The 23452-nt window shown below is 31.5% G+C and carries 23 protein-coding genes; 16 read left to right on the top strand and 7 right to left on the bottom strand.

Going from position 1 to position 23452, the window contains the following annotated elements:
- Positions 1-80: 80 nt before the first annotated feature.
- The 3 genes from BUC03_RS11865 to BUC03_RS11855 form a co-directional block, all read right to left on the bottom strand.
- Positions 81-590 carry an inorganic diphosphatase gene (locus BUC03_RS11865; protein ID WP_073152260.1) on the bottom strand — a complete coding sequence of 170 codons (510 nt, stop codon included), beginning with the start codon at positions 588-590 and terminating at the stop codon, positions 81-83.
- A 76-nt stretch (positions 591-666) separates the two neighbouring features.
- A complete protein-coding gene (locus BUC03_RS11860) occupies positions 667-3162 on the bottom strand; it encodes a DUF5686 and carboxypeptidase-like regulatory domain-containing protein (RefSeq protein WP_073152257.1) in 2496 nt (831 codons plus the stop codon).
- Between the two features lie 59 nt (positions 3163-3221).
- The gene (locus tag BUC03_RS11855) at positions 3222-4205 is read right to left on the bottom strand and encodes a pyruvate dehydrogenase complex E1 component subunit beta (RefSeq protein ID WP_073152255.1); all 984 of its coding nucleotides are present in this window, start codon (positions 4203-4205) and stop codon (positions 3222-3224) included.
- A gap of 172 nt (positions 4206-4377) precedes the next feature.
- Here BUC03_RS11855 and BUC03_RS11850 point away from each other — a divergent pair, with 172 nt between their 5' ends.
- The 4 genes from BUC03_RS11850 (at position 4378) to BUC03_RS11835 (ending at position 8549) form a co-directional block, all read left to right on the top strand.
- On the top strand, positions 4378-5124 hold the full coding sequence (locus tag BUC03_RS11850; RefSeq protein ID WP_073152252.1) for an electron transfer flavoprotein subunit beta/FixA family protein: 747 nt from the start codon (positions 4378-4380) through the stop codon (positions 5122-5124).
- A 42-nt stretch (positions 5125-5166) separates the two neighbouring features.
- Positions 5167-6135, top strand: a complete 969-nt coding sequence (locus tag BUC03_RS11845) for an electron transfer flavoprotein subunit alpha/FixB family protein (protein ID WP_073152249.1) — start codon at positions 5167-5169, stop codon at positions 6133-6135.
- Between the two features lie 100 nt (positions 6136-6235).
- Complete coding sequence (locus tag BUC03_RS11840; protein WP_073152246.1) at positions 6236-6865, top strand: bifunctional nuclease family protein; 630 nt, start codon at positions 6236-6238, stop codon at positions 6863-6865.
- A 7-nt stretch (positions 6866-6872) separates the two neighbouring features.
- The gene (locus BUC03_RS11835; protein WP_073152326.1) at positions 6873-8549 is read left to right on the top strand and encodes a NupC/NupG family nucleoside CNT transporter; all 1677 of its coding nucleotides are present in this window, start codon (positions 6873-6875) and stop codon (positions 8547-8549) included.
- On the opposite strand, the gene BUC03_RS11830 is transcribed toward BUC03_RS11835, so the two are convergent.
- The 3 genes from BUC03_RS11830 to BUC03_RS11820 form a co-directional block, all read right to left on the bottom strand.
- Positions 8539-9063, bottom strand: a complete 525-nt coding sequence (locus BUC03_RS11830) for a YceI family protein (protein WP_143159191.1) — start codon at positions 9061-9063, stop codon at positions 8539-8541. The genes BUC03_RS11835 and BUC03_RS11830 overlap by 11 nt on opposite strands.
- Positions 9064-9144: 81 nt before the next feature.
- The gene (locus tag BUC03_RS11825; RefSeq protein WP_073152241.1) at positions 9145-10431 is read right to left on the bottom strand and encodes a hypothetical protein; all 1287 of its coding nucleotides are present in this window, start codon (positions 10429-10431) and stop codon (positions 9145-9147) included.
- Between the two features lie 25 nt (positions 10432-10456).
- On the bottom strand, positions 10457-11005 hold the full coding sequence (locus tag BUC03_RS11820; protein WP_073152239.1) for a YceI family protein: 549 nt from the start codon (positions 11003-11005) through the stop codon (positions 10457-10459).
- A gap of 291 nt (positions 11006-11296) precedes the next feature.
- On the opposite strand from BUC03_RS11820, the gene BUC03_RS11815 reads away from it, so the two are divergent.
- The 4 genes from BUC03_RS11815 (at position 11297) to BUC03_RS11800 (ending at position 14854) form a co-directional block, all read left to right on the top strand.
- Positions 11297-12121: a thymidylate synthase gene (locus tag BUC03_RS11815; protein WP_073152236.1), complete on the top strand. Its 825-nt coding sequence runs from the start codon at positions 11297-11299 to the stop codon at positions 12119-12121.
- 12 nt (positions 12122-12133) lie between these two features.
- Entirely contained in the window at positions 12134-12538 is a 405-nt protein-coding gene (locus BUC03_RS11810; protein WP_073152233.1) for an energy transducer TonB, read from the top strand.
- 175 nt (positions 12539-12713) lie between these two features.
- On the top strand, positions 12714-13886 hold the full coding sequence (gene egtB, locus BUC03_RS11805) for an ergothioneine biosynthesis protein EgtB (protein WP_073152230.1): 1173 nt from the start codon (positions 12714-12716) through the stop codon (positions 13884-13886).
- Positions 13887-13888: 2 nt separating this feature from the next.
- Positions 13889-14854: an L-histidine N(alpha)-methyltransferase gene (locus BUC03_RS11800; RefSeq protein WP_073152227.1), complete on the top strand. Its 966-nt coding sequence runs from the start codon at positions 13889-13891 to the stop codon at positions 14852-14854.
- A gap of 27 nt (positions 14855-14881) precedes the next feature.
- Here the strand turns inward: BUC03_RS11800 and BUC03_RS11795 are convergent, their stop codons facing one another.
- The gene (locus BUC03_RS11795; protein WP_073152225.1) at positions 14882-15967 is read right to left on the bottom strand and encodes an aminotransferase class V-fold PLP-dependent enzyme; all 1086 of its coding nucleotides are present in this window, start codon (positions 15965-15967) and stop codon (positions 14882-14884) included.
- A 59-nt stretch (positions 15968-16026) separates the two neighbouring features.
- Here BUC03_RS11795 and BUC03_RS11790 point away from each other — a divergent pair, with 59 nt between their 5' ends.
- From BUC03_RS11790 to yidD, 8 genes are all read left to right on the top strand, one after another.
- Entirely contained in the window at positions 16027-16464 is a 438-nt protein-coding gene (locus tag BUC03_RS11790; RefSeq protein ID WP_073152222.1) for a 2TM domain-containing protein, read from the top strand.
- Entirely contained in the window at positions 16464-16949 is a 486-nt protein-coding gene (locus tag BUC03_RS11785; RefSeq protein WP_073152219.1) for a dihydrofolate reductase, read from the top strand. Before BUC03_RS11790 ends, BUC03_RS11785 begins: the two co-directional genes overlap by 1 nt.
- A gap of 90 nt (positions 16950-17039) precedes the next feature.
- The gene (locus BUC03_RS11780; protein ID WP_073152216.1) at positions 17040-17540 is read left to right on the top strand and encodes a pyridoxamine 5'-phosphate oxidase family protein; all 501 of its coding nucleotides are present in this window, start codon (positions 17040-17042) and stop codon (positions 17538-17540) included.
- Between the two features lie 92 nt (positions 17541-17632).
- Positions 17633-18514, top strand: a complete 882-nt coding sequence (gene fabD, locus BUC03_RS11775; protein WP_073152213.1) for an ACP S-malonyltransferase — start codon at positions 17633-17635, stop codon at positions 18512-18514.
- Positions 18514-20847 carry a SusC/RagA family TonB-linked outer membrane protein gene (locus tag BUC03_RS11770; RefSeq protein ID WP_073152210.1) on the top strand — a complete coding sequence of 778 codons (2334 nt, stop codon included), beginning with the start codon at positions 18514-18516 and terminating at the stop codon, positions 20845-20847. Before fabD ends, BUC03_RS11770 begins: the two co-directional genes overlap by 1 nt.
- Positions 20848-20945: 98 nt before the next feature.
- Positions 20946-21623 (top strand): GTP cyclohydrolase I FolE, encoded by a 678-nt coding sequence (gene folE, locus BUC03_RS11765; RefSeq protein ID WP_200799139.1) that lies wholly within the window; start codon positions 20946-20948, stop codon positions 21621-21623.
- Positions 21624-21665: 42 nt separating this feature from the next.
- Positions 21666-23153, top strand: a complete 1488-nt coding sequence (cysS, locus tag BUC03_RS11760) for a cysteine--tRNA ligase (RefSeq protein ID WP_073152207.1) — start codon at positions 21666-21668, stop codon at positions 23151-23153.
- A gap of 1 nt (position 23154) precedes the next feature.
- Positions 23155-23391 (top strand): membrane protein insertion efficiency factor YidD, encoded by a 237-nt coding sequence (yidD, locus tag BUC03_RS11755; RefSeq protein WP_073152204.1) that lies wholly within the window; start codon positions 23155-23157, stop codon positions 23389-23391.
- Positions 23392-23452: the final 61 nt, after the last annotated feature.

Raw genomic sequence — 23452 nt, 5'->3', positions numbered from 1 at the left:
AATATTCTTTAAGACTTTTATGTAAAAAAAAAGCAACACTTTACAAAGTGTTGCTCTTATATATTAGTACGATGGCTGTATTATTTAATTGTTACAGCCGCCATAGGTACGTCACTATCTTTAAATCTTTCGATACAGGTTTTCACTATATCTTTAGCTTCTGCAGCATCACCCCAGTTACCAACTTCTACTTTTTTGTTTTCTAAATCTTTATATACTCTAAAAAAGTGCTCTATTTCTTTTACTAGGTGCTCGTTAACATCACTTAAATCGTTAATTTTAGAAGCAACAGGATCACTTACTGGCACACAAATAATTTTTTCATCTGGACCTTTTTCATCTGACATATGAAAAACACCTACTGGCTTAACTTCTATCACACATCCTGGAAAAGTAGGCTCTGTAACTAACACTAATACATCTAAAGGATCTCCATCTAAAGCTAAAGTTTCTGGCAAGAAACCATAATCTGCTGGATACATCATAGATGAAAAAAGCATTCTATCGTATCTTATTTTTTTAAGTTCAAAATCGTACTCGTACTTATTTCTGCTTCCTTTCGGAATTTCAATTAAAACATCAAACGTCATCGTATAAAAATTATCTATTATTTAAATTTAAACAAGACCGCGAATTTAACAAATGTCCTGATTATTAACTACTTTTTTAGAAATAAAATCCAAAAGAACCTGTTACTCCAAACTTTCTAGCGCCTGGATTTTCAAAATAATTACCTCTAAAGTGAAAATCTAATCTAAAAACATTAAATATATTCCCTACTCCCAAACTGTAAGACCAATAAGGTTTATTATTTGGCGCCAATAATACAGGATTAGAGTAAGAGGCATTGAGAGCTTGGTTTTCATCAGAAATACTTCCTGATACTGCTCTAATTGCTACAATTTCTCTTAAATTTAAATCTCTAATTAATGGTATTCTTCCAAAAAATCTACCATTAAAATTATGCTCTACATGTACACTTGCATAAGTATCTGTTACAAACTCATAAAAATCTAATAATGGGTATGCGCCATAAATAGAAAATAGAGTTTGGTTACCTGGCACTACGTTTAATAGAGCTAAAGGTACATCTCCAAAAGTTTTACCTGCTTCTAGTGTTGTGGTTAATTTACCAAAACCTCCTAATTGCCAAGGGTGTCTATAATAGAATTGAATTTTCTTATATTCAAAATCACTACTAAACACATCTTTTACACCTAATGAATAATTTAAAAATAAACGAGGAAAATCACCATCATTAATTATTGTTCTCTCTACCCCGTAACCAGTGGTTTTTCTGCCTGGAGAATAGGTGAAAATAGTAGATATTTCTGTTTGATCTATTTCAGATTTAATAGCAGTTTGGTTTTCATCTGTATAATATGCTAAACTAAACTTATCTGAAGCAGATCTTAAAGTTCTATAAGAACCTCCAAACCTAATTTGAAAGTTTTTAAGCGGCTCTACCTCTAGAGCAAATGTGCTTAAATTTATATTAGTTAAACTAGTATTAGAACCTACAGTAATTAAAGACGAAGAAGCTAAACTTCTTCCCAAAACATCGTTTGTATTGGTTAAACTTGCCCCTAACTGCTCTATATCTCTTCTATTACCTCCACTAATAATTAACCTAGAACGGTCATCTACTAAAATTTTACCCGAAAGGCCATATTTAAATTTATTATCTTTAAAACCATATGCGGTATAACCTTCTATACGCCAAGGATCATTTCTGCCAAAATAAGTTCTACCCCCAGCTCTTACTCTTATCCCTTCTACATCATTATATCCAAAAGTGGAGAATATGGGTCCGTAATCAAAATTATCAAACTCAATATACCCAGAAGCTAAAATAGAACCTATATTATATAATCGCTGAAATGCTTTAACAGTTTTTAAAGTATCTAGCATTTTGTAGACTTTTTGCTCGTCTTTATTAAGGCTTTCCATTCTATTCTGTGCCCAAAAGCTATCGTCTCGATTATAAACTTTCTCTATGTATTGTTCTCTATCATTATTATAAAATTGATTACCTCTATCTATATCAAAAGCATAATCATCATACAATGTTGTTCTTTTACCATAAACCCCTCTAGCTTCATCTTTTTTCTTAAAAGCAAAGTCTGACATGAAGTGATCTCTGGTAATTAAAAATATAGAATCGTTTAAAACATCAAAGTCTTGCTCTATATAAATATCTCTAATCCAGTTAATGTTGGCACTTTTTGTAGCTGCTAGTTTTATCTTTTTGATAGCCCAAGTGGTATCATTTACCCAAAAATCTCCTTTAAAAGTAAGTTCATTTTTTCTTCTTGGGTAATACACAATTTTATAACACCATTTATTATCAATGTAGCTACTGTCTGCTAATACGTAATTATATACATTAATACCAGTTCTAGATAACGGACTCACAAAGCTCTTATCAAAAAACTTTAAATAATTATCGTAAACATTATATTCTTTATAAAGGTCTTTTAAAAATGCTATTAGAGTTTGATTATTACTAAACCCTGAGTTTTTATTCCCTAAAAGAACTTCTTTTTCTTTATTAGACTCATTATTACCATATACTCTATAAATTGCTTCATTAATAAAGATAGGCAGGTAAGTTTTACCAGTAACACTATTGGTATCTGTCTCGTCAAAAATAAACTCCATTCCGTTAAAAATGCGGCTATTTATAAGAGAGCTATCAATTGTATTTAAATCAAACTCTTGTTTTTCGTATTTTTTATATTGGTATTGGTCAAATTTATAAATACCATTTTCTCGTTTATTTTCCCAAATTTTCTTGAGAATATCTATGGCAGGGTTATTTTTTTTGGAAGTTTTTCCTTGGTAGATAACTACCTCATCTAGAGCACTAGCTTCTTCTTCTAATACAATTGTGATATTGTAGGTTGCAGATTGTGTTAATGGGAGACTTTGAGATTTAAAACCTACAAATGAGATTTGTATTGAATCAAAATTTTGATCAGACTCTAGATAAAAACTACCATCGTCATTAGAAATAGTCCCTATAGAAGAATTTGCATAAATCACATTAGCAAAAGGTACAGGGTTGCCACTTTCATCATTAATTACCCCACTTACTTTTGTTTGCGCAAAAGCAGACAACGCACCAAATAGAGTTAAATAAAATAAGTAGATATATCTCATAAAAAACAAAAAACTTCATCTCCAGTAGGAGATGAAGTTGTAAATATAGGTGTATAATTTTATTTATACATTACTTTTTTCACAGCTTTTACAACATCGTTGCTGTTAGGTAACCACTCTTTCAATAATACTGGAGAATATGGCGCTGGAGTATCTGCTGTATTTATTTTTATAATAGGCGCATCTAAATAGTCAAATGCATCTTCTTGTACTTTATAAGTAATTTCTGTTGAAACGTTACCAAAAGGCCAAGCTTCTTCTAAAATTACCAATCTATTCGTTTTCTTTACAGATTTGATAATTGCATCATAATCTAACGGACGCACAGTTCTTAAATCTATAATCTCGATAGAAATATTTTCTTTAGCTAATTCTTCTGCAGCTGTATAAGCTTCTTTTATAATTTTACCAAAAGAAACAACAGTTACATCTGTACCTTCTCTTTTAATATCTGCCTTTCCAATAGGGATAACCACATCTTCATCTACTTCAGGCACTTCACCTTTATCTCCATACATTTGCTCACTCTCCATAAAAATAACTGGATCGTTATCACGTATAGCTGCTTTTAATAATCCTTTTGCATCAGCAGGGTTAGATGGCACAATAACTTTTAAACCAGGACAGTTGGCGTACCAGCTTTCAAAAGCTTGTGAGTGTGTAGCTCCTAATTGACCTGCAGAGGCAGTTGGCCCTCTAAAAACAATAGGACAGTTAAATTGCCCACCAGACATTTGTCTAATTTTAGCTGCATTATTTATAATTTGATCTATACCAACCAAACTAAAATTAAAAGTCATAAACTCAATAATAGGTCTTGCTCCCGTCATAGTAGACCCTACCCCAATACCGCTAAAACCAGCTTCTGCAATTGGTGTATCTATTACACGTTCTGGACCAAACTCGTCCAACATTCCTTTTGATGCTTTATAAGCTCCATTATATTCAGCAACCTCTTCTCCCATTAAATACACCGCTTCATCACGACGCATTTCTTCACTCATTGCTTCAGCTACTGCTTCTCTAAATTGAATTGTTCTCATTATTATTCGGCTAAAATATTTACAATTCACAAAAATAAGGATTACACTCGCATAACCTATAAAAAATTCATAAAAAAATTATTATGCAAGCATAGTATTTTATTGTGAAATTCCTTATATTCGCAATGAAGATTTTTATAAATCGAATTTTTAAACACAAAAAACTAAGAAAATGAAAATATTAGTCTGCATTAGTCACGTACCAGACACAACTTCTAAAATTAATTTTACAGAAGGTGATACAAAATTTGACACAAATGGAGTTCAATTTGTGATTAACCCTAACGATGAGTTTGGATTAACTCGCGCTATGTGGTTTAAAGAAAAACAAGGTGCATCTGTAGATGTAGTAAATGTTGGTGGGCCAGAAACAGAACCTACCTTAAGAAAAGCATTAGCAATTGGTGCAGATAATGCTATTAGAGTAAATACTGTTGCTAAAGATGGTTTTCAAGTAGCACAAGAATTAGCCAAAGTTGCTCAAGACGGTAGTTATGATCTAGTTATTGCTGGTAGAGAATCTATTGATTATAATGGAGGTATGGTACCAGGTATGTTAGCTAAATTAATGAAAGCTAATTTTGTGAATACTTGTGTTGGTCTAGAAGTAGACGGTGACAAAGCTACTGCTATAAGAGAAATAGATGGTGGTAAAGAAACACTAACTACAAATCTTCCATTAGTTATAGGAGGACAAAAAGGTTTAGTAGAAGAAAGTGATCTTAAAATTCCGAATATGAGAGGAATTATGATGGCACGTAAAAAACCATTAAATGTAGTTGAGCCAGTAGGTGCTCAAGAAAAAACATCTGCAGATAAGTTTGAAAAACCAGCACCAAAAGGGGATGTAAAACTTATTGATAAAGATAATTTAGATGAATTGATTAATCTTTTACATAATGAAGCGAAAACCATTTAGTAAAAAATCAATCTACTTTAATTAATCTAAAAAAATAAAAATATGTCAGTTTTAGTATATATAGAATCAGAAAACGGAAAATTTAAAAAAGCCTCTTTTGAGTCTGCATCTTACGCAAAAGGCGTTGCAGATCAACTAGGCACTTCAGTAACAGCAGTAACTATTAATTCTGAAGAAAATGAATCTCTTAGCACATATGGTGTAAGCAAAGTTTTAAATGTAAAAAGTGACAAACTTTCAAAATTTAATGCAAATGCTTATGCAGATGTAATTTCTCAAGCTACTAAAAGCGAAGATGCTAAAATAGTAGTATTAGGGCAAACTGCTAATGATAAATACCTTGCACCTCTTGTTGCTATCAACCTTGAAGCAGGATACGCATCTAACGTGGTAGCTTTGCCAGAAAGCACCTCACCATTCACAGTAAAAAGAAACGCTTTTACCAATAAAGCATTTAATTTTACTACTATTAATAGTGATGTAAAAATTATTGGAGTAGCTAAAAATGCCTACGGATTAAAAGAAAATGAAACTTCTATAACTGTAGAAGATTTTAACCCTACTTTAGACGAAAGTGATTTCACAATTCACGTAGAATCTGTAGATAAAGCTACAGATAAAGTAACTATTGCAGACGCAGAAATAGTAGTTTCTGCTGGTAGAGGGTTAAAAGGACCTGAAAATTGGGAAATGATTGAAAATTTAGCAGAAACTCTTGGTGCTGCAACTGCTTGCTCTAAACCAGTAAGTGATATGGGCTGGAGACCACACAGTGAACACGTAGGGCAAACAGGTAAACCTGTAGCAGCTAATTTATATATTGCTATAGGTATTTCTGGAGCTATCCAACATTTAGCAGGAATAAACGCTTCTAAATACAAAGTTGTAATTAATAATGATGCTGAAGCCCCTTTCTTTAAAGCAGCAGATTATGGTATTGTAGGTGATGCTTTTGAAATAGTTCCTAAGCTAAATGAAAAATTAAAAGAATTTAAAGCAAATAACGCGTAATTTTTTATAAATTGTGCCCCTGAAAATTAGGGCGACCTAAATATGAAAAGCTCTTATTTAGGTCGCTTTTTTATTTTACTTATTTTGATTTATTTGTAGTATGAGCTTAGTGCGTTTAACCATAAAAGGAATTTCTTACAGTCAAACCCAAAATGGAGCATATGCACTTCTGTTAAGTGAAGTGGACGGCGAAAAGCAATTACCTATTGTTATTGGTGCTTTTGAAGCACAATCTATTGCTATTGCTCTAGAAAAAGATATTAAACCTCCTCGCCCACTTACCCACGATTTATTTAAAAGTTTTGCAGAACGTTTTTCTATTATTGTAAAACAAGTGATTATACACAAGTTGGTAGATGGTGTTTTTTACTCTAGCCTTATTTGTGAAAGAGACAAAATAGAAGAAATTATTGATGCTAGAACAAGTGATGCTATTGCCTTAGCTTTAAGATTTAACGCCCCTATTTTCACGTATAAAAATATACTTGACAAGGCTGGAATCTTTCTTAAAAGTAATGAAAACACTACAGAAGTAGAGAAAGATAAAGCAAGTAATACAGAGTTAATTATTGAAGATGTATTAAAACAGTCTTCAGAAATTACAAATAAACCAGACCCTTCTAGCAATAAATCTCTTAAGCAATTAGAGCAAGAACTAGATGAAGCAGTGAATAATGAAGATTACGAAAAAGCAGCAAGACTAAGAGATGAAATTTCTAAACGTAAATAAACAAGTTATGAAAAACTTGTTTACCTTTTTATTACTTTCTATTATTTCCATGCCAGTTTTTACTGCACAAACCCTTGAGCAAGAATGGCAAATAAATAACGAGATAGATTCTATTGCAAGCCCAGACTTTAAATTCTCTAATTTGACTTTAAAAGATGGTGATTTTGAATTTTTCAATTTAAATACTAGCAATAAAATATCTGGCTCATACCTTTACCAAAACAACAATCTTGTTTTGTTTCATAATAGCCCAAAAGATAGCGTTCAAAACTACAGGGTTATTAATGTTACAGACACTAGCTTAATAATTTCATATAAAAATTCTAAAATAGCTTTTAAAGTTGCCAAAAAAATAGCTCCTAAAAGTAGAGTTATTAAAAGTCAAGGTTTTACATTCACTAGTTTTTGGAGAGGTGTCCTGGGTATGTTTACCCTTATAGTAATAGCCTTTTTGTTTAGCAGTAAACGCAAAGCTATTAACTGGAAAACCGTAGGTATTGGTTTAGGCTTACAATTATTACTAGCTTATGGAGTGCTAAGAGTAGAGTGGGTAAAAGTTTCTTTTGAGTTTGTTGGTAAAATATTTGTAAAAATATTAGAATTTACCGCAGCAGGAAGTGAATTTTTACTTGGTGGTTTAATGGACACCACTAGTTTTGGTTACATATTTTTATTTCAGGTTTTACCTACTATTATCTTTTTCTCTGCATTAACTTCTATTTTATTTTACTATGGTATTATTCAAGTAGTTGTAAAAGGTTTTGCTTTTGTACTTACAAAACTTTTAGGTATCTCTGGAGCAGAAAGTTTAAATGTTGCTGGTAATATTTTCTTAGGGCAAACCGAAGCTCCATTAATGATTAAAGCGTATTTAGAACGTATGACTCGTTCTGAAATACTACTAGTTATGGTTGGTGGTATGGCTACTGTTGCTGGTGGTGTACTAGCTGCATATATTGGATTTTTAGGAGGTAATGACCCTGTTGCTAGATTAGAATTTGCAAAACACTTATTGGCTGCGTCTGTAATGGCTGCACCAGGAGCAATTGTAGTTTCTAAAATGCTTTATCCGCAACAAGAAAAAATAAATACCGATGTAGAAGTTTCTTCAGAAAAAATAGGCTCTAATGTGTTAGACGCTATTGCTATTGGAACCACAGAAGGTTTAAAATTAGCTGCAAATGTTGGAGCCATGTTATTGGTCTTTGTGGCTATTATTGCTATGGTAAATTATGGTTTTGCTAAAGTAGGACAATGGACTCACTTAAATGCTGTTATTGCAGAATACACTCCTTATAAGTCATTTTCTATAGAATCTATATTAGGTGTAGTTTTTGCTCCCTTAATGTGGCTTATTGGGGTTGCTAAAGAAGATATGATGTTAATGGGTCAGCTATTAGGTATTAAACTTGCCGCAAGTGAATTTGTAGGATATATACAATTAGCAGATTTAAAAAACCCAGCTAAAGAGCTAAACCTAACTTACGAGAAGTCTATAATTATGGCTACTTACATGCTTTGTGGTTTTGCTAATTTTGCTTCTATTGGTATTCAGTTAGGTGGTATTGGTTCTATTGCACCAGGGCAACGTAAAAATTTATCTGAATTTGGATTAAAAGCCGTGATTGGTGGTACGTTAGCTTCTTTACTATCTGCTACAATTGCAGGAATGATTATTGGGTAACCACAAACTCTTCAGGTATTCTAAATTCAATATTTACTATTGGCTTTACTTTTACCAAGCCTAAAGCTTTTACAGGTGGCTCTATATAATAATCGGTAAGATTAAGTGATTGTTTTCCTGTAAAATAATCTACTCCATTATAGTAAGTTTTACTTAATAGAAGTTGATATACTTTCTCCGTTTCTTTAATCGTAATTTTTATTTCTGCAGAAAAATTTTTTTGAGTTTCTGTATACTCTAAAATCTCGATAGAAATGTGCGGGTATTTTTCTGCTTCAAATAATTCTACTAAATCTTTTTCAATTAATCTTTTTGGGCAAGAAAAACTACTCACAGGAAGTTTTAGCACTTTGTCATTATCATTAAATTCTGCACATATAAAACTAATTTCTTCACATAAACAAGTAAATTGGTTTACGTTAGTTTCTACTTTAATTTCTACCATACCAGACTGAGCTTTTAAATTATTAAAAAAGCCAAACATCATTATTGATAAGATAAATACTAAACGCATAAAAAAGATTTTTTAATTAGAAAACAGTACGAAAAAGAATTTCCGCACCGTTTTCATTAGAGATTAGTTAGAAGTTTATTATTAAAATGAGATCACAGCTTCTAACATTACTCCATCAAATTGACCTTCATTTAAGATACTGGTAGCTCCAAAATCATTATAGTTTTGAATTACATATTCACCTTTCACTAAAATATTTCTTGTCATAAACCAACCAGCTGCTAGTTGAAATCTGTCTATACTTACATCTTCACCAGAAATATCTTCTGCATCTACAAGATTATATCTACCTCCTACATAAATATTCTCATCGTTACCAAATCTGTAAATTAACTCTCCTGCATATTGGTTTGCAGTTCTGTCTTCTAATTCTGAGTCTGCTTTACCCGTAGCCATTTCTATAGTTCCAAAAAATTCTAATCCACGATATTTTACAAATGGATTAAACATTACAGCTGTAATTTTATTGGTTAAATTTGGGTTGTAACGAGATGCTCTAAAATCATCACTTGTAGATGTTGCAGCTTGCATTACATCATAATATCTAGCTCCTGCTCTATCTGCAGCATATAAGTAAGAATTTGGCACATAACCAGTATTGTATAAAGAACCTGTTAATCTTACACGTAAATCACTATTAAGTTGTTTATCATACCCTAATTTAGCTAAAAATGAAGCCCCTCCTGTGTGACCTGTTTCATCTTCTTCTACAGATTGATTTAGTTTTCCGTTAGTAAAACCAAGCATCCCAATAAAGCCATCTCTTCTGTAATAAACTTCTGCACCTACTTCTGTAGTAAACGCATCCATAATCAAATTACCCACAAAAGGATTGTAAAGTGCCTGCGCATTGTCTGATCTTCTAAAATGAGCATCACCATAATTGTTCTCCATATGCCCTATTCTAATTGTGGTGTATTGCATTAAATCTTCTAAAAAACCTTCTTTAATAAAGTCTAATTTATCTACTTGAAAATACCCTCCTTTAACATAAGGTTCATTATGGTGACGAGAAGATAAATAAGTACGTAAATGCATTCTCACTCCATCGTATAGCGCAACATCTAAATCCATATTAGCAGTTGCAAGGTTAAAGTTACTACCTGCTTCTTTAAGTTCGTAACCTGCTAAATTTGCGTTCTCGTTTTCTATGTGCTGGTATTGTAGCGCAAAAGAACCTCCTACTCTAACATCTACTCCATTAAAAGTACTTGTAGTATCTTTTTGCGATTCAAAAACATTTACCCCTCTCTTATCTGGATATCTAAAGTTATCTATATTACGGTCAAAATTTATTTCTTGTGCCTGAACTGAGGTTGCCATTAATGCTACAAAAACAACAACTAAAAATTTGCTAAGTGTTCTCATTTTGTTTGGTTTATTACTAATTGTGTTATTTATTAAGTTGAATGTTATAATGAATTGCTACTACATCTCCTGTTTTTATGGTACCAAAAACAGCAGTTGGAGGCTCTATATTAAAATCTGTAAGTTTAAATTCTTCAGATCCTGAAAGGGTTATCTTACCGTTACTGTAATTTATTTTAGCTTTACTGGTAAACTTTTTTGCGGTACCAGCAATAGTCATAGTTCCTGTAAATGTTGCAGTACCACCATTTATTACTACAGAGCTCCCTTTATAAGTAATGGTTGGGTATTTATCTTCTTTCAAGGCTTCATAAGTATTTTTATTCATCGAAGATTTACCACTATCTAAACTTTTTACTTTAAACTGAAAATTGAAGTTTTCTATTTGCTTAATTTCATTGTTTTCTACAGTGGCAGACATATTACCTTCAAAGGTATTTACTACACACTCCCAATCGTGTAAAGAAGAAGTTCCAGTTACGCTAACTTTAGAATTATTAGAAACTACTTTGTACTCTTGAGCAACTACCAATTGCATAGTTAAGCAAAACGCTAAGGCTATTAATATTCTCATTTTAAACAGGTTTTATTGATTTATATCACAAATTTACCTCTGAAAACCTCCTTAAATTATGACAAATGTCATATCTCATAAAATTTTATATTTTCTTACTTATGAATTAATTTTATACTTATTCTTTTTGTTCTTTTATTAGAATAATAGTTTTATATTTTTGCGTTAGGGATTGAGCGATTTGTTGAAGCTCTTTTTGTTTTTGTCTATTGGAGCGTATGCGAAAAAATGGTAGACATAAAACTAAAAAGCGACTCGCGAAAGCCCGTTTAAACGCCCAAAAACAAATTCATGAAGCAATATCACGATTTACTACAACACGTTTTAGATAACGGTAGCGACAAAGGAGATAGAACAGGGACCGGTACTCGTAGTATTTTTGGCCATCAAATGAGGTTTGACTTAAGTGAAGGTTTTCCGATGGTGACTACCAAAAAATTGCATTTAAAATCTATTATTTATGAGCTACTCTGGTTTTTAAATGGAGATACTAATGTGAAGTATTTGCAAGAAAACGGCGTTAGAATTTGGAATGAATGGGCAGATGAGAATGGAGATTTAGGTCCGGTTTATGGTCACCAATGGCGCAATTGGAATAATGAAGAAATAGACCAGATTAAAGATATTGTAGAAACCTTAAAGAAAAACCCGAACAGCCGTAGAATGTTAGTTTCTGCCTGGAACCCTAGCGTAATGCCAGATACCTCTGTTTCTTTTAGTAAAAATGTAGCTAATGGCAAAGCTGCTTTGCCTCCTTGTCATGCTTTTTTTCAGTTTTATGTGGCAGATGGCAAATTATCTTGCCAACTTTACCAACGTAGTGCAGATGTATTTTTAGGGGTACCTTTTAATATTGCTTCTTACGCGTTACTTACGCAAATGATGGCGCAAGTTTGTGGTTATGAGGCTGGAGATTTTATACATACTTTTGGTGATGTACATATTTACAACAATCACGTAGAGCAGGTAAAACTTCAATTATCTAGAGATTTAAGACCTTTGCCTACCATGAAAATTAACCCAGAGGTAAAAGATATTTTTGATTTTAAGTTTGAAGATTTTACTTTAGAAAATTATAATCCGCATCCGCACATAAAAGCTGCTGTAGCAATCTAAACAACAACACTTATGAAAAAGATTTTATTTACATTTATTTTACTATTTACAATTAGTTTTGGCTTTGCTCAAAATGCTAGCGGAAACACGGTAACCTCTAAAGAAGTACCTCCTGTTTGGCCAGGTTGTGAAGAAGCTAGTTCTAGCTCTAATTGCTTTAATAAAAAATTAGCAATGCACATACAGCAAAACTTTAAATTCCCTAAAGATTATACTGCAGAAGACAAAGGCACTAAAGTATTGGTGAGTTTTATAGTGAATAAAGAAGGAAAAGTAGAAATTACACAAGTAAAAGGTGGCAGAAAATCTCTACAAGAAGAAGCTAAACGTAATATTTTAGCAATGCCAGAAATGAAACCAGGACACTTAAATGGTAAGCCTAGAGATATTAAATATACCGTCCCATTTAATTTCTAAACTCTTTATTTTAAAAAAATATAAAAGCTGAAAAGTAAATACTTTTCAGCTTTTTTTATTTCTACATATATTTTCTACCAAAAGTAACAGGTTTTCACCTTGGCTTTAACAAAGCTTAAAGAACTTCATATTTAAAAATGTGTAAATTTGAGTAAGGCCTATAACCTCCTTATTTATGATTACAACTACCACTCAGCTTTTAGAATTATTTCATGAAACCAGAAAACTAACAGAGCAAATCTGTAAACCTTTAGAGATTGAAGATTATGTAGTGCAACCCATAGAATTTGTCTCTCCCCCAAAATGGCATTTAGGTCACTCTACTTGGTTTTTTGAAGAATTCATACTGCAGCATTATAAAAAAGATTATCAATTATTTGATGAGCAATTTGCCTTTGTATTTAATAGCTATTATGAAAGTGTTGGAGAAAAAGTGGTACGCACCAATAGAGGTAACCTTTCTAGGCCTACTGTAAAAAAAATCTATGCTTACAGAACGTATGTAACCCAAGCATTAGCAGAACTACTTACAAATAGTAATGAGAATCTCTCTAAAATTGAAAGTTTAGTAGAAATTGGTATTCATCACGAAAAACAACACCAAGAATTACTATTAACAGACATAAAGTATATTTTAGGTAACAATCCGCTTTTACCTGTTTACCAAAGTAATTTTAAAGAAAGTAAAACAGAAACATTTGACCACCAATGGGTAAATATTTCTGAAGGAGTTTATGAAGTAGGTAAACCAGATGATGGAGAGTTTTGTTATGATAATGAAAAAGGAAGACACAAAGTTTATGTGAACGATTTTTCTATTTCTAACAAATTAGTAACCAATGCAGAATATTTAGAATTTATAAATGCTGGCGGTTACCAAGATGTGCTGTTATGGCATGCTGAAGCCTGGGATTGGATAAATACTGAAAATATAAAAGCACCACAATATTGGCATGTGATAGATGGCAATTGGCATCAATACACTTTATCTGGACTACAGCCATTAAACTTAGAAGAACCTTTAGCTCATATCTCTTATTATGAAGCTTTTGCATTTTCTCAATGGAAAAAAATGAGGTTACCTACAGAAATAGAATGGGAAATTTGTAATGAAAAATTTAATTGGGGACAAAGATGGGAGTGGACAGAGAGCGCTTACACTCCATACCCTAACTATAAAAAACCAGAAGGAGCGCTAGGTGAGTATAACGGAAAATTTATGGTGAATCAAAAAGTATTACGCGGAGGCTCTGTAGCTACTTCTCCCAACCACACTAGGTGTACGTATAGAAATTTTTTTCACCCCAATTTAAGGTGGCAATTCACCGGAATTAGATTAGCAAAATAAAAATGGAAAAACAAACAATTACCCATACATCAGAATTTGCAAAAGACGTACAAGAAGGTCTTACTGCATTTCCTAAATATTTATCTTCTAAATATATTTATGACAAAAAAGGAGATAAGCTCTTTCAGGATATTATGAATTTACCTGATTACTATTTAACTAATTGTGAGTTTAATATTCTGCAAAAACATACCCAAGCCATTGCTAATTATTTTTCAAGTAATAATGGTTTTGATTTAATTGAATTAGGCGCTGGTGACGGAAAAAAAACAAAAATTCTTTTAAAACACCTTGCTAATCATCAAGTAGACTTTAAATATTTACCCGTAGATATAAGTCAAAATATTTTAGACAGACTAGAAGATTCTTTAAAAAGTGAAATTCCTGCTGTAGATGTAGAAACATTGCAAGGCACTTATTTTAGTGTTTTACAAAATTTAAAAAACTACAATAAACGTAAAAAAGCCATTATGGTTTTAGGTTCTAATATTGGTAATTTAAAACACGACCAAGCAATAGATTTTCTTAAAAATATTCAGTTAGCAATGAGTGAAGAAGATATGCTTTTTATGGGTTTTGATCAAAAAAAGAATCCGCAAACCATATTAGACGCATATAATGATACTACAGGTGTAACCGAGGCATTTAATAAAAATTTACTAGTTAGAATTAATACAGAATTAAACGCAGATTTTAATATAGATAACTTTAAGCATTGGGAGACTTATGATCCTGAAACTGGTACTGCAAAAAGTTTTCTGGTAAGCACAAAAAATCAAGATATAGAAATAAATGATCTAAAATTAAAAGTTCAATTTAAACAGTGGGAAACTATTCATACAGAGATTTCTCAAAAATATGATGACGATGTAGTAGAGTGGCTTGCTGGAGAAGCGGGACTTAAAATGGTAGAGTTTTTTACCGACGAAAATAAATATTACAAAAACTATATCTTTCAGAAGAAATAAACTTCTTCTGAAAGATTTGTGTATACTTTACTTAGAGAAATTTTTTATTAACGTAATTAATTTCTCTATTTCATCTTCTGTATTGTAATAATGAAAACTCACACGAATTCCGCCTCCACGTTGCGAGCAAATTACACCTTTGTTAGTTAAAAAAATGAACAACTCATCACTTCCTTTTATGTTAAATAAAGAAGAATGAGTTTTTCTATTTACTACATCTGGAGCTAATAAATTAAGTTTTTCAAAAGCTTTTTTTGCTTTTACAGATAATTTTTTCACTTGCTCTTCAATAAGCTCTACTCCTATTTTTTCTTGCAATAAAATAGCTTGTTTAATACTACCTATATTAGAAGTATCTAAATGCCCTGGCTCAAACTTACCAATCAATGCGTTTTCAGTTTGTTTGTATTTGCCAATATTAGAGCCAAAACCTATTGTTTTAGGGTAAATCTTTTCTGCAGCATGGTCTTTAAATAAAAAAAAAGCATTCCCGAAGCCTGCATTTAACCACTTATAAGCACTAGCTCCTAAAATATCTATACCAGATTCTTTAAAATTAAAAGTTTCTGTACCGCAATATTGAGTACCATCACCTACAATTAGTAATTCAGGATAATTTTCTTTTAGCTCTTTTAGAAAATCTAGATCAATTTTAATACCGCTAACATATTGCACCACACTAAAAACAAAAATTTCTGGTTGGTATTTCTCTACTGCTTTTTTAATATTTTCTTCTAAATTTTCATTTATTGCAGCATACACAATATCAAAATCTCTTGCTTCTACTGGTAAATTAATAGATGGGTAATCACCCTCTAATAATAAAACTTTTGTGTTTTTTGCTAAACCATCTAACAAAATATTAAAGCCGTAAGAAAAACTAGGTGTTAAAGCAATTTTATTAGCATCTGCGTGATAAAATGAAGCTAATGCCTCTCTAACCTCTGCTAACAAATTTGCTTTATGATCTCTAAACATACTTGCCTGCGTTAAAAAATCTAAATTTTGATCTTGTCTATAATCAAAAACATCTTCAGACAATAAACCGGTTGCGGCTGTATTTAAATAAATATATTGAGAGGTTACAGGAAATTGATTTCTAAAATTCTTCATTAGCCTAAATATTCTTGCTTAAATGTTTTAAATTTGAAGTATACTAAGTTACTATTAATATGACTTCAGAAGAAAGAAAAAAAGGAAAAATAGATCCGGAACAAAAATTACTTATTGAAAATGCGCAACGCAGAATCAAGCAAAAAAAAGGACTCACAACTCATTTTGTAGTTTTTATTGCTTTTTCTATCATTTTTATAATTCTTAACCTTGCTTTAGATTTTGGTAAAGATATTACCTTATTTGGGTGGCCTTGGTTTGTTTGGGCTATCTTATTGTGGTTTCTATTTATCATTATACACACTATAAATGTATTTATTGTAAATAAACTAATGGGAAAAGAATGGGAAGAGAAACAATTTGATAGATTGATAGCTAAGCAACAGAAAAAAATTATAGAGCTTCAAAAAAGAGTAGACAAAGAATACCCTCTTCCTACAGAAGAAACTACTACTCCTAGATTAAATCACCCAGATTCAGAAAACAACACTTTATAATGTTAACTATCATCGCTGCTGCTGCAGAAAACAACGCGTTAGGGAAAGACAATGATATGATCTGGCATTTACCAGATGATTTTAAACATTTTAAAAAACTAACCACTGGGCACCATATTATTATGGGTAGAAAGACGTTTGAGTCTTTTCCCAAACCACTACCTAATCGTACACACATAGTAATTACTAGGCAAAAAAACTACCAAAATGAACACTGCATTGTAGTTAATAACTTTGAAGAAGCTTTACAAGTAGTTACTAATGATGAGCAACCATTCGTTATTGGTGGAGGAGAAATTTATAAACTAAGCCTCCCTTTTGTAGATAAAATTGAGTTAACAAGAGTACATCATGAATTTGAAGCAGATGCATTTTTCCCTGAGTTAGATTTGAATGAATGGGAGCTGATAAGTGAAAAATTTCATGATAAAGATGAAAAACACCAACACTCCTTCACTTTTTTAACCTACCAGCGCAAACCATAATTTCACACTTATTAACAGCAACCACTTTATTTTTAATACTTTATTGACTCATTTTAAACTTTAAGTCTCGTAATTTTAAAAGAAAAAATTATGAGTACTCAAAACAAGTATAACGAAGAAGCAAAGAAAAAAATTAAAGAACTTACCGAAGAGATTGAAACTTCAATGATGGTAACTGCTCTAGACAAAACTCCTTTAAATGCAGTACCAATGACACAGAAAAAAATAGATATGCATGGAGACATTTGGTTTTTAAGTTCTGGAGATAGTGATCACAATAAAAACATAATACAAAGCAGCAAAACCCAATTACTGTATAGTAAGCCTTCATCTAAAAAATTTATTAGTATATATGGAGAAGCAGAAATTGTAGTAGAGCAATCTATTTTAGAAGAACTTTACACTTCCGTTTCAGATAATTGGTTTAACGGTACAGATGACCCTAATTTAACAGCAATAAAATTTAGCCCTAAAGAAGCTTATTATTGGGATACAAAATCTAATAAAATAGTAAGTTTATTTAAAATGGGAGTTGGTGCTGTTACTGGCAGCAATCCAGATATAGGAGAAAAAGGTAAATTAAACGTTTAAAATTAATTAGACGTTCATTACAAAAGACCTAATAGTGAAAAATGCTGTTAGGTCTTTTTTATTACATTTGCCAAAAATAAATAAAGTCAATTATGAAAGCATATGTTTTTCCTGGACAAGGAGCTCAATTTACAGGAATGGGTCTTAATTTATATGAAAACTATCCTGAAGCTCAAAAAATGTTTGAAAAAGCAAACCAAGTTTTAGGTTTCAATATAACAGATATTATGTTTGAAGGTACTGCAGAGCAGTTAAAACAAACCAATGTTACACAACCAGCAATTTTTCTTCATTCTGTAATTTTACAACACGTATTAGGAGACAGCGCAAAACCAGAAATGGTAGCAGGTCACTCTTTAGGAGAATTTTCTGCATTAGTAGCTAATAAAACATTAGAGTTTGAAGATGCTTTAAAACTTGTATCTAAACGTGCAGAAGCAATGCAAAAAGCTTGTGAGTTACAACCTTCTACCATGGCAGCTGTTTTAGGCTTAGAAGATGAGTTAGTAGAAGCGGTTTGCGCAGATATTAATGGAATTGTTGTGGCAGCTAACTACAACTGTCCAGGCCAATTAGTAATCTCTGGAGAAGTAAAAGCTATTGAAGATGCTTGTGAAGCTTTAAAAGAAAAGGGAGCAAGAAGAGCATTAGTTTTACCTGTTGGTGGTGCATTTCACTCTCCTTTAATGGAACCTGCAAGAGAAGAGCTAGCCAAAGCTATAGAAAACACAAATTTTAACACTCCAATTTGCCCAATATACCAAAACGTTAGTACATTTGGGATAACCAATCCTAGTGAAATTAAAGAAAACTTAATCTTTCAACTCACAGCACCGGTAAAATGGACTCAAAGCGTACAAAATATGATTAAAGAAGGGGCTACTTCATTTACAGAAGTTGGTCCTGGGAAAGTTTTACAAGGTCTTATAAAAAAAATAGACCGTACTGCTGTGACTAACAGTCCAGAATTATAATGAAAAAACTTTTTACTGTATTATTTTTAATGAGCATAAGCCTTTCTTCGGTTTATGCTCAAATTTCTTCTTTAGAGCAATTTCAAAAAACATATTCAGATTATTTTCTTGAAAATAGAGAATACATTCATTTACAACTAAGTAAAACTCAACTTATTCCAGGTGAAAATATTTGGTTTTCAGCCTACGTATATGATTTAAGGTCTAACCTTCCTAATAAGCTTACAACAAATCTCCAGGTTGCACTTTTTAATAATCTTGGTGAACAAATAGATATCAAAACATTCTATATCAATAAAGGGTTTGGTCAAGGTTATTTTAATTTAAAAGATTTTCCTGCTGGAAATTATCATATAAAAGCATTTACTAATTATATGAAAAATTTTAAAGAAGATTTGGCTTTTATAGAATCTTTTGAAATATTAAAAAATGATAATTCTAAAAGCGAGGTAGAAAAAAATTACGATTTACAGCTTTTACCAGAGGGAGGACACTTACTGGCAGAAACTAAAAATCATGTAGGGGTAAAATTGATTAACAACATTGGGAAAGGTGAATATTTCAAAAACGCTATTCTAGTAGATAGTAAAAATAATACTATTACCGATTTTAAATCTAATCAATTTGGGATATCTCATTTCTCTTTCACTCCTAAATTAAATGAAAATTATCGAGTTTTAATCAAAAGTAACTCAGGTAAAGAGATAATAAAGGCTATTCCTAAAATCAAAAAAACAGGAGTAAATTTAATTTTAAATAACAATACCCCTAAAAGTCTATTTATTTCATTTCAAACTAATAAAAGTTCTATAGAAAATATTAATCAAGAAAATTTTTATTTTGTTGTTCATCAAAATGGAAAATATAAAATTTTTGAAGAATCTTTTGATAATCATAAATTAATTAAAAACATAGAACTCAGTAAAAAAGATTTATTTTCTGGAATTAACATTCTAACAGTTTTTGACAAAAAATTTACTCCTATCGTCGAAAGAATGTTTTTTAATTCTTATAACTTAAAAAGACTAGATGTAAATTCTAAAGTTTCTTCCAATCAAATAGATTCTATAGAAGTAAAATTAAATAATGATTTTGATAAAGAACAAAACTTAAGTATTTCAATATTTCCTGTAAATACAGAGTCTTATCAACCAAATCATACTATTATTTCATCATTTCTATTAAAACCATATCTAAAATCTACTATAGAAAATGGCAATTATTATTTTACAAAAGCTAATGAGAATAAAAAAAGATTTGATTTAGATTTATTATTACTTACACAAGGATGGAGTAAATATAATTGGCAAAATGTTTTTAACCATGATTCTATTATTTATCACGAATCTCAACGAGGTTTCAAAATCAATGGAAAAGTGAATAAACAAAATATAAAAGATCAAAAAGTTGTAATAAAATCAGATAAAACCAGTCTTTTTGAAGTTATCAAACCCAATGAAGAAAAAGAGTTCGCACTAAATGATCTTTATCTAGTCGAGAATACTTACATATATGCAGGACTTTTGAAAAAAGAAAAATTAGTCTCTACTCCTATGTACTTAAATATTCTTCCAAAAAAGCAGAAGACTTATTTAACTAAAGAATACATAAATTCATATAACAAAAAAAAATACAATTTATCTTCACAAGTAGTAATTGATGATTTTATAGAAAGTGTAAATTATCTAGATACAGTTATTTTAAAATCTAGTAACCACCGACCAGTTAACACGTTATCTACCCACAAAAATGTCACTATAATTGACGAGCAATTAGCTAACAGCTTTGGCTTTATATATCAATATATTGAAACTAGAGGTTACCAAGCCGTTACCACAGAGTACGGATTGCAATTTTATTCACTACGAGGCAAACACTCTCTTAATTCAAACCCTATCCCTTTAGTTATCCTAGACGGAGTTATGGTTGATGACATGGAATATCTAAGATTTTTAAGAACTTCTGAAGTAGAAAGCGTAGAAATTGACAAATTAGGTTCAGAGTATGGTGTTAGAGGCTCTGCTGGAGTTATAAAAATTAACACTAAAAGCATTATAGAATCTACTCAAAAATACAACGACCTTTTCAACTTAAAAGTTGAACATGGTTTTTCTGAAAATAAAGAATTTTACACTCCAAAATATAAACTTTTTTTCTCTGAAGCTTTTGAAAAATTAGGACATATATTTTGGAATCCTAAAGTGACTTTAAAAAATAATCAACCTTATTTCTTTAAAATCCCTAATACTTTGAGTCAAAAAATCGTTCTATATATTGAAGGCATGAGTACAGATGGTTATTTAATTTCAGAAAAAATTGAATTACAACCATAAGTATTATCTATTCATAGATTAAGTATTTCCAACTAAAGTATATCATTCAACAGTAATTTCTGTATCTTTGCAGGTCTAGTAGTTAGTTGAAAAGAGTTATGAAAATAGATAAGATATTGAACGATATTGACGAAATGGGTGATAATCACATCGCATCTAGTACAGAAAACCCTGTTCGTGAAGATGCCTTTGAAATGAGTGATTTAGAAAAAATTGCTTCTATCCAAAAAGATTTCAAGAGTATTTTAGAAACCCTTGGAATGGATTTAACAGATGATAGCCTAAAAGGCACCCCTCTTAGAGTAGCTAAAATGTTTGTAAACGAAACTTTTGGCGGATTAAATCCTGATAAAAAACCTAAAGCATCTGTATTTGATAATAAATACAAATATGGAGAGATGCTTGTTGAAAAAAATATTACGGTATACTCTACTTGTGAGCACCATTTTTTACCAATTGTAGGTAGAGCGCACGTAGCTTATATCTCTAACGGTACTGTGGTAGGGCTTTCTAAAATGAATAGAATTGTAGACTATTACGCTAAAAGGCCTCAAGTACAAGAGCGTTTAACCATGCAAATTGTAAAAGAATTGCAAGAAGTTTTAGGTACAGAAGATGTTGCTTGTGTGATTGATGCAAAGCACCTTTGTGTAAATAGCCGTGGTATTAGAGATATAGAAAGTAGTACCGTAACTAGTGAATTTGGAGGAAAATTTAAAGAGAAATCTGTAAAAAGAGAACTTTTAGACTACATTAAGCTAGAAACACAATTTTAGACAAAATTCATCCTTTTTATTTAAAAATTTAAAGAATATAAAATGCCCTTATACAAAGATCAAGAATTAAAAATATACAATTCACTTAGCGGAGAAAAAGAAACATTTAAATCTTTAACAGAAGGCTATGTAGGAATGTATGTGTGCGGACCTACAGTTTACAGCAATGTTCACCTTGGTAATTGTCGTACATTTATTTCTTTCGATCTCGTATTTAGGTATTTAAAACACCTAGGGTACAAAGTTAGGTACGTAAGAAACATTACAGACGCAGGTCATTTAGAAAATGATGCAGAAACAGGTGAAGACCGCATTGCAAAAAAAGCACGCCTAGAAGAAATTGAACCTATGGAAGTGGTTCAAAAATACACGGTAGACTTTCATACAATTTTGCAAAAATTTAACAACCTGCCTCCTAGCATAGAGCCAACCGCTACAGGACATATTGTAGAACAAATAGAAACTATTAAAGAAATTATTGATAATGGTTTTGCGTATGTAGCCAATGGATCTGTGTATTTTGATGTAGTAAAGTATAACCAATCTAACAACTACGGGATTTTAAGTGGTAGAAAGCTAGAAGACATGATAGCCAATACTAGAGAGCTTACTGCACAAGATGACAAAAAAAATCCGCAGGATTTTGCCCTTTGGAAAAAAGCAGAACCACAGCACATTATGCGCTGGCCTTCCCCTTGGAGTGATGGTTTCCCTGGCTGGCATTTAGAGTGTACCGTAATGAGCTCTAAATATTTAGGAGAAGAATTTGATATTCACGGCGGCGGAATGGATTTAAAATTTCCGCACCACGAATGCGAAATAGCTCAAGGACAAGCTGCAAATGGCAAAAACCCTGTTAACTATTGGATGCACGCTAATATGCTTACCTTAAATGGTAAAAAAATGGCAAAAAGTACTGGAAACAACATTTTACCAAGTGATTTATTTTCTGGAGAAAATGATGTTTTAAGTAAATCTTTTTCACCAAGTGTTGCTCGTTTCTTTATGCTACAAGCTAATTACAGAAGTGTTTTAGATTTTTCTGATGACGCTTTAATTGCTGCAGAAAAAGGTTTTCACAAATTAATAGACGCCATTGCACTAGCTCCAAAATTACCAATTTCTAAATCATCTTCTTTTGATGTGAAAGCTTGGAAACAAAAATGTTATGACGCTATGAATGATGACTTTAATAGTCCTGTTCTTATCGCTCAGTTTTTTGAAGCTATTAAACAAATAAATGCTATAAACGCTAAAAAGGCAACTATTACCGCAGATGATTTACAAGAACTACAAGAAACTTTAAAAACATTTACTTTTGATGTTTTAGGTCTTGAAGCTACAACCGCTTTAGAGAGTAACAACCAAGATAGTGAACGTTTAAGTAATGTTGTAGAGTTACTTATAGATTTAAGAGCAAACGCTAGGCTAAACAGAGATTTTGCTACTAGTGATAAAATTAGAGACGAGCTTGCTAAGAATAATATAGAATTAAAAGACGGTAAAGAAGGTACTTCTTTTAGCTTATAATATGTTGAAAAAAATATGGATAGCACCTTTTGTTTTTTTAATAAAAATCTATCAATATCTTATTTCTCCATTAAAGCCTGCAACTTGTAGATTTCAACCTACTTGCTCACATTATACTCTAGAAGCTTTAAAACTACACGGCTTATGGAAGGGTTCTATTTTAAGTTTTAACAGAATAAAACGCTGCCACCCTTGGGGAGATTCTGGTTACGACCCAGTACCCCCAAAAGAGGACTAAAACTATTCCTGTATCTTTCTACTTAAGAACTTCAAAAAAATTATATTTACATTTCAATTTT

Origin of the sequence: Mesonia phycicola (assembly GCF_900141885.1) — a bacterium.
Taxonomy (GTDB): Bacteria; Bacteroidota; Bacteroidia; order Flavobacteriales; family Flavobacteriaceae; genus Mesonia; species Mesonia phycicola.
This window is presented reverse-complemented; position numbering and strand designations above follow the sequence as displayed.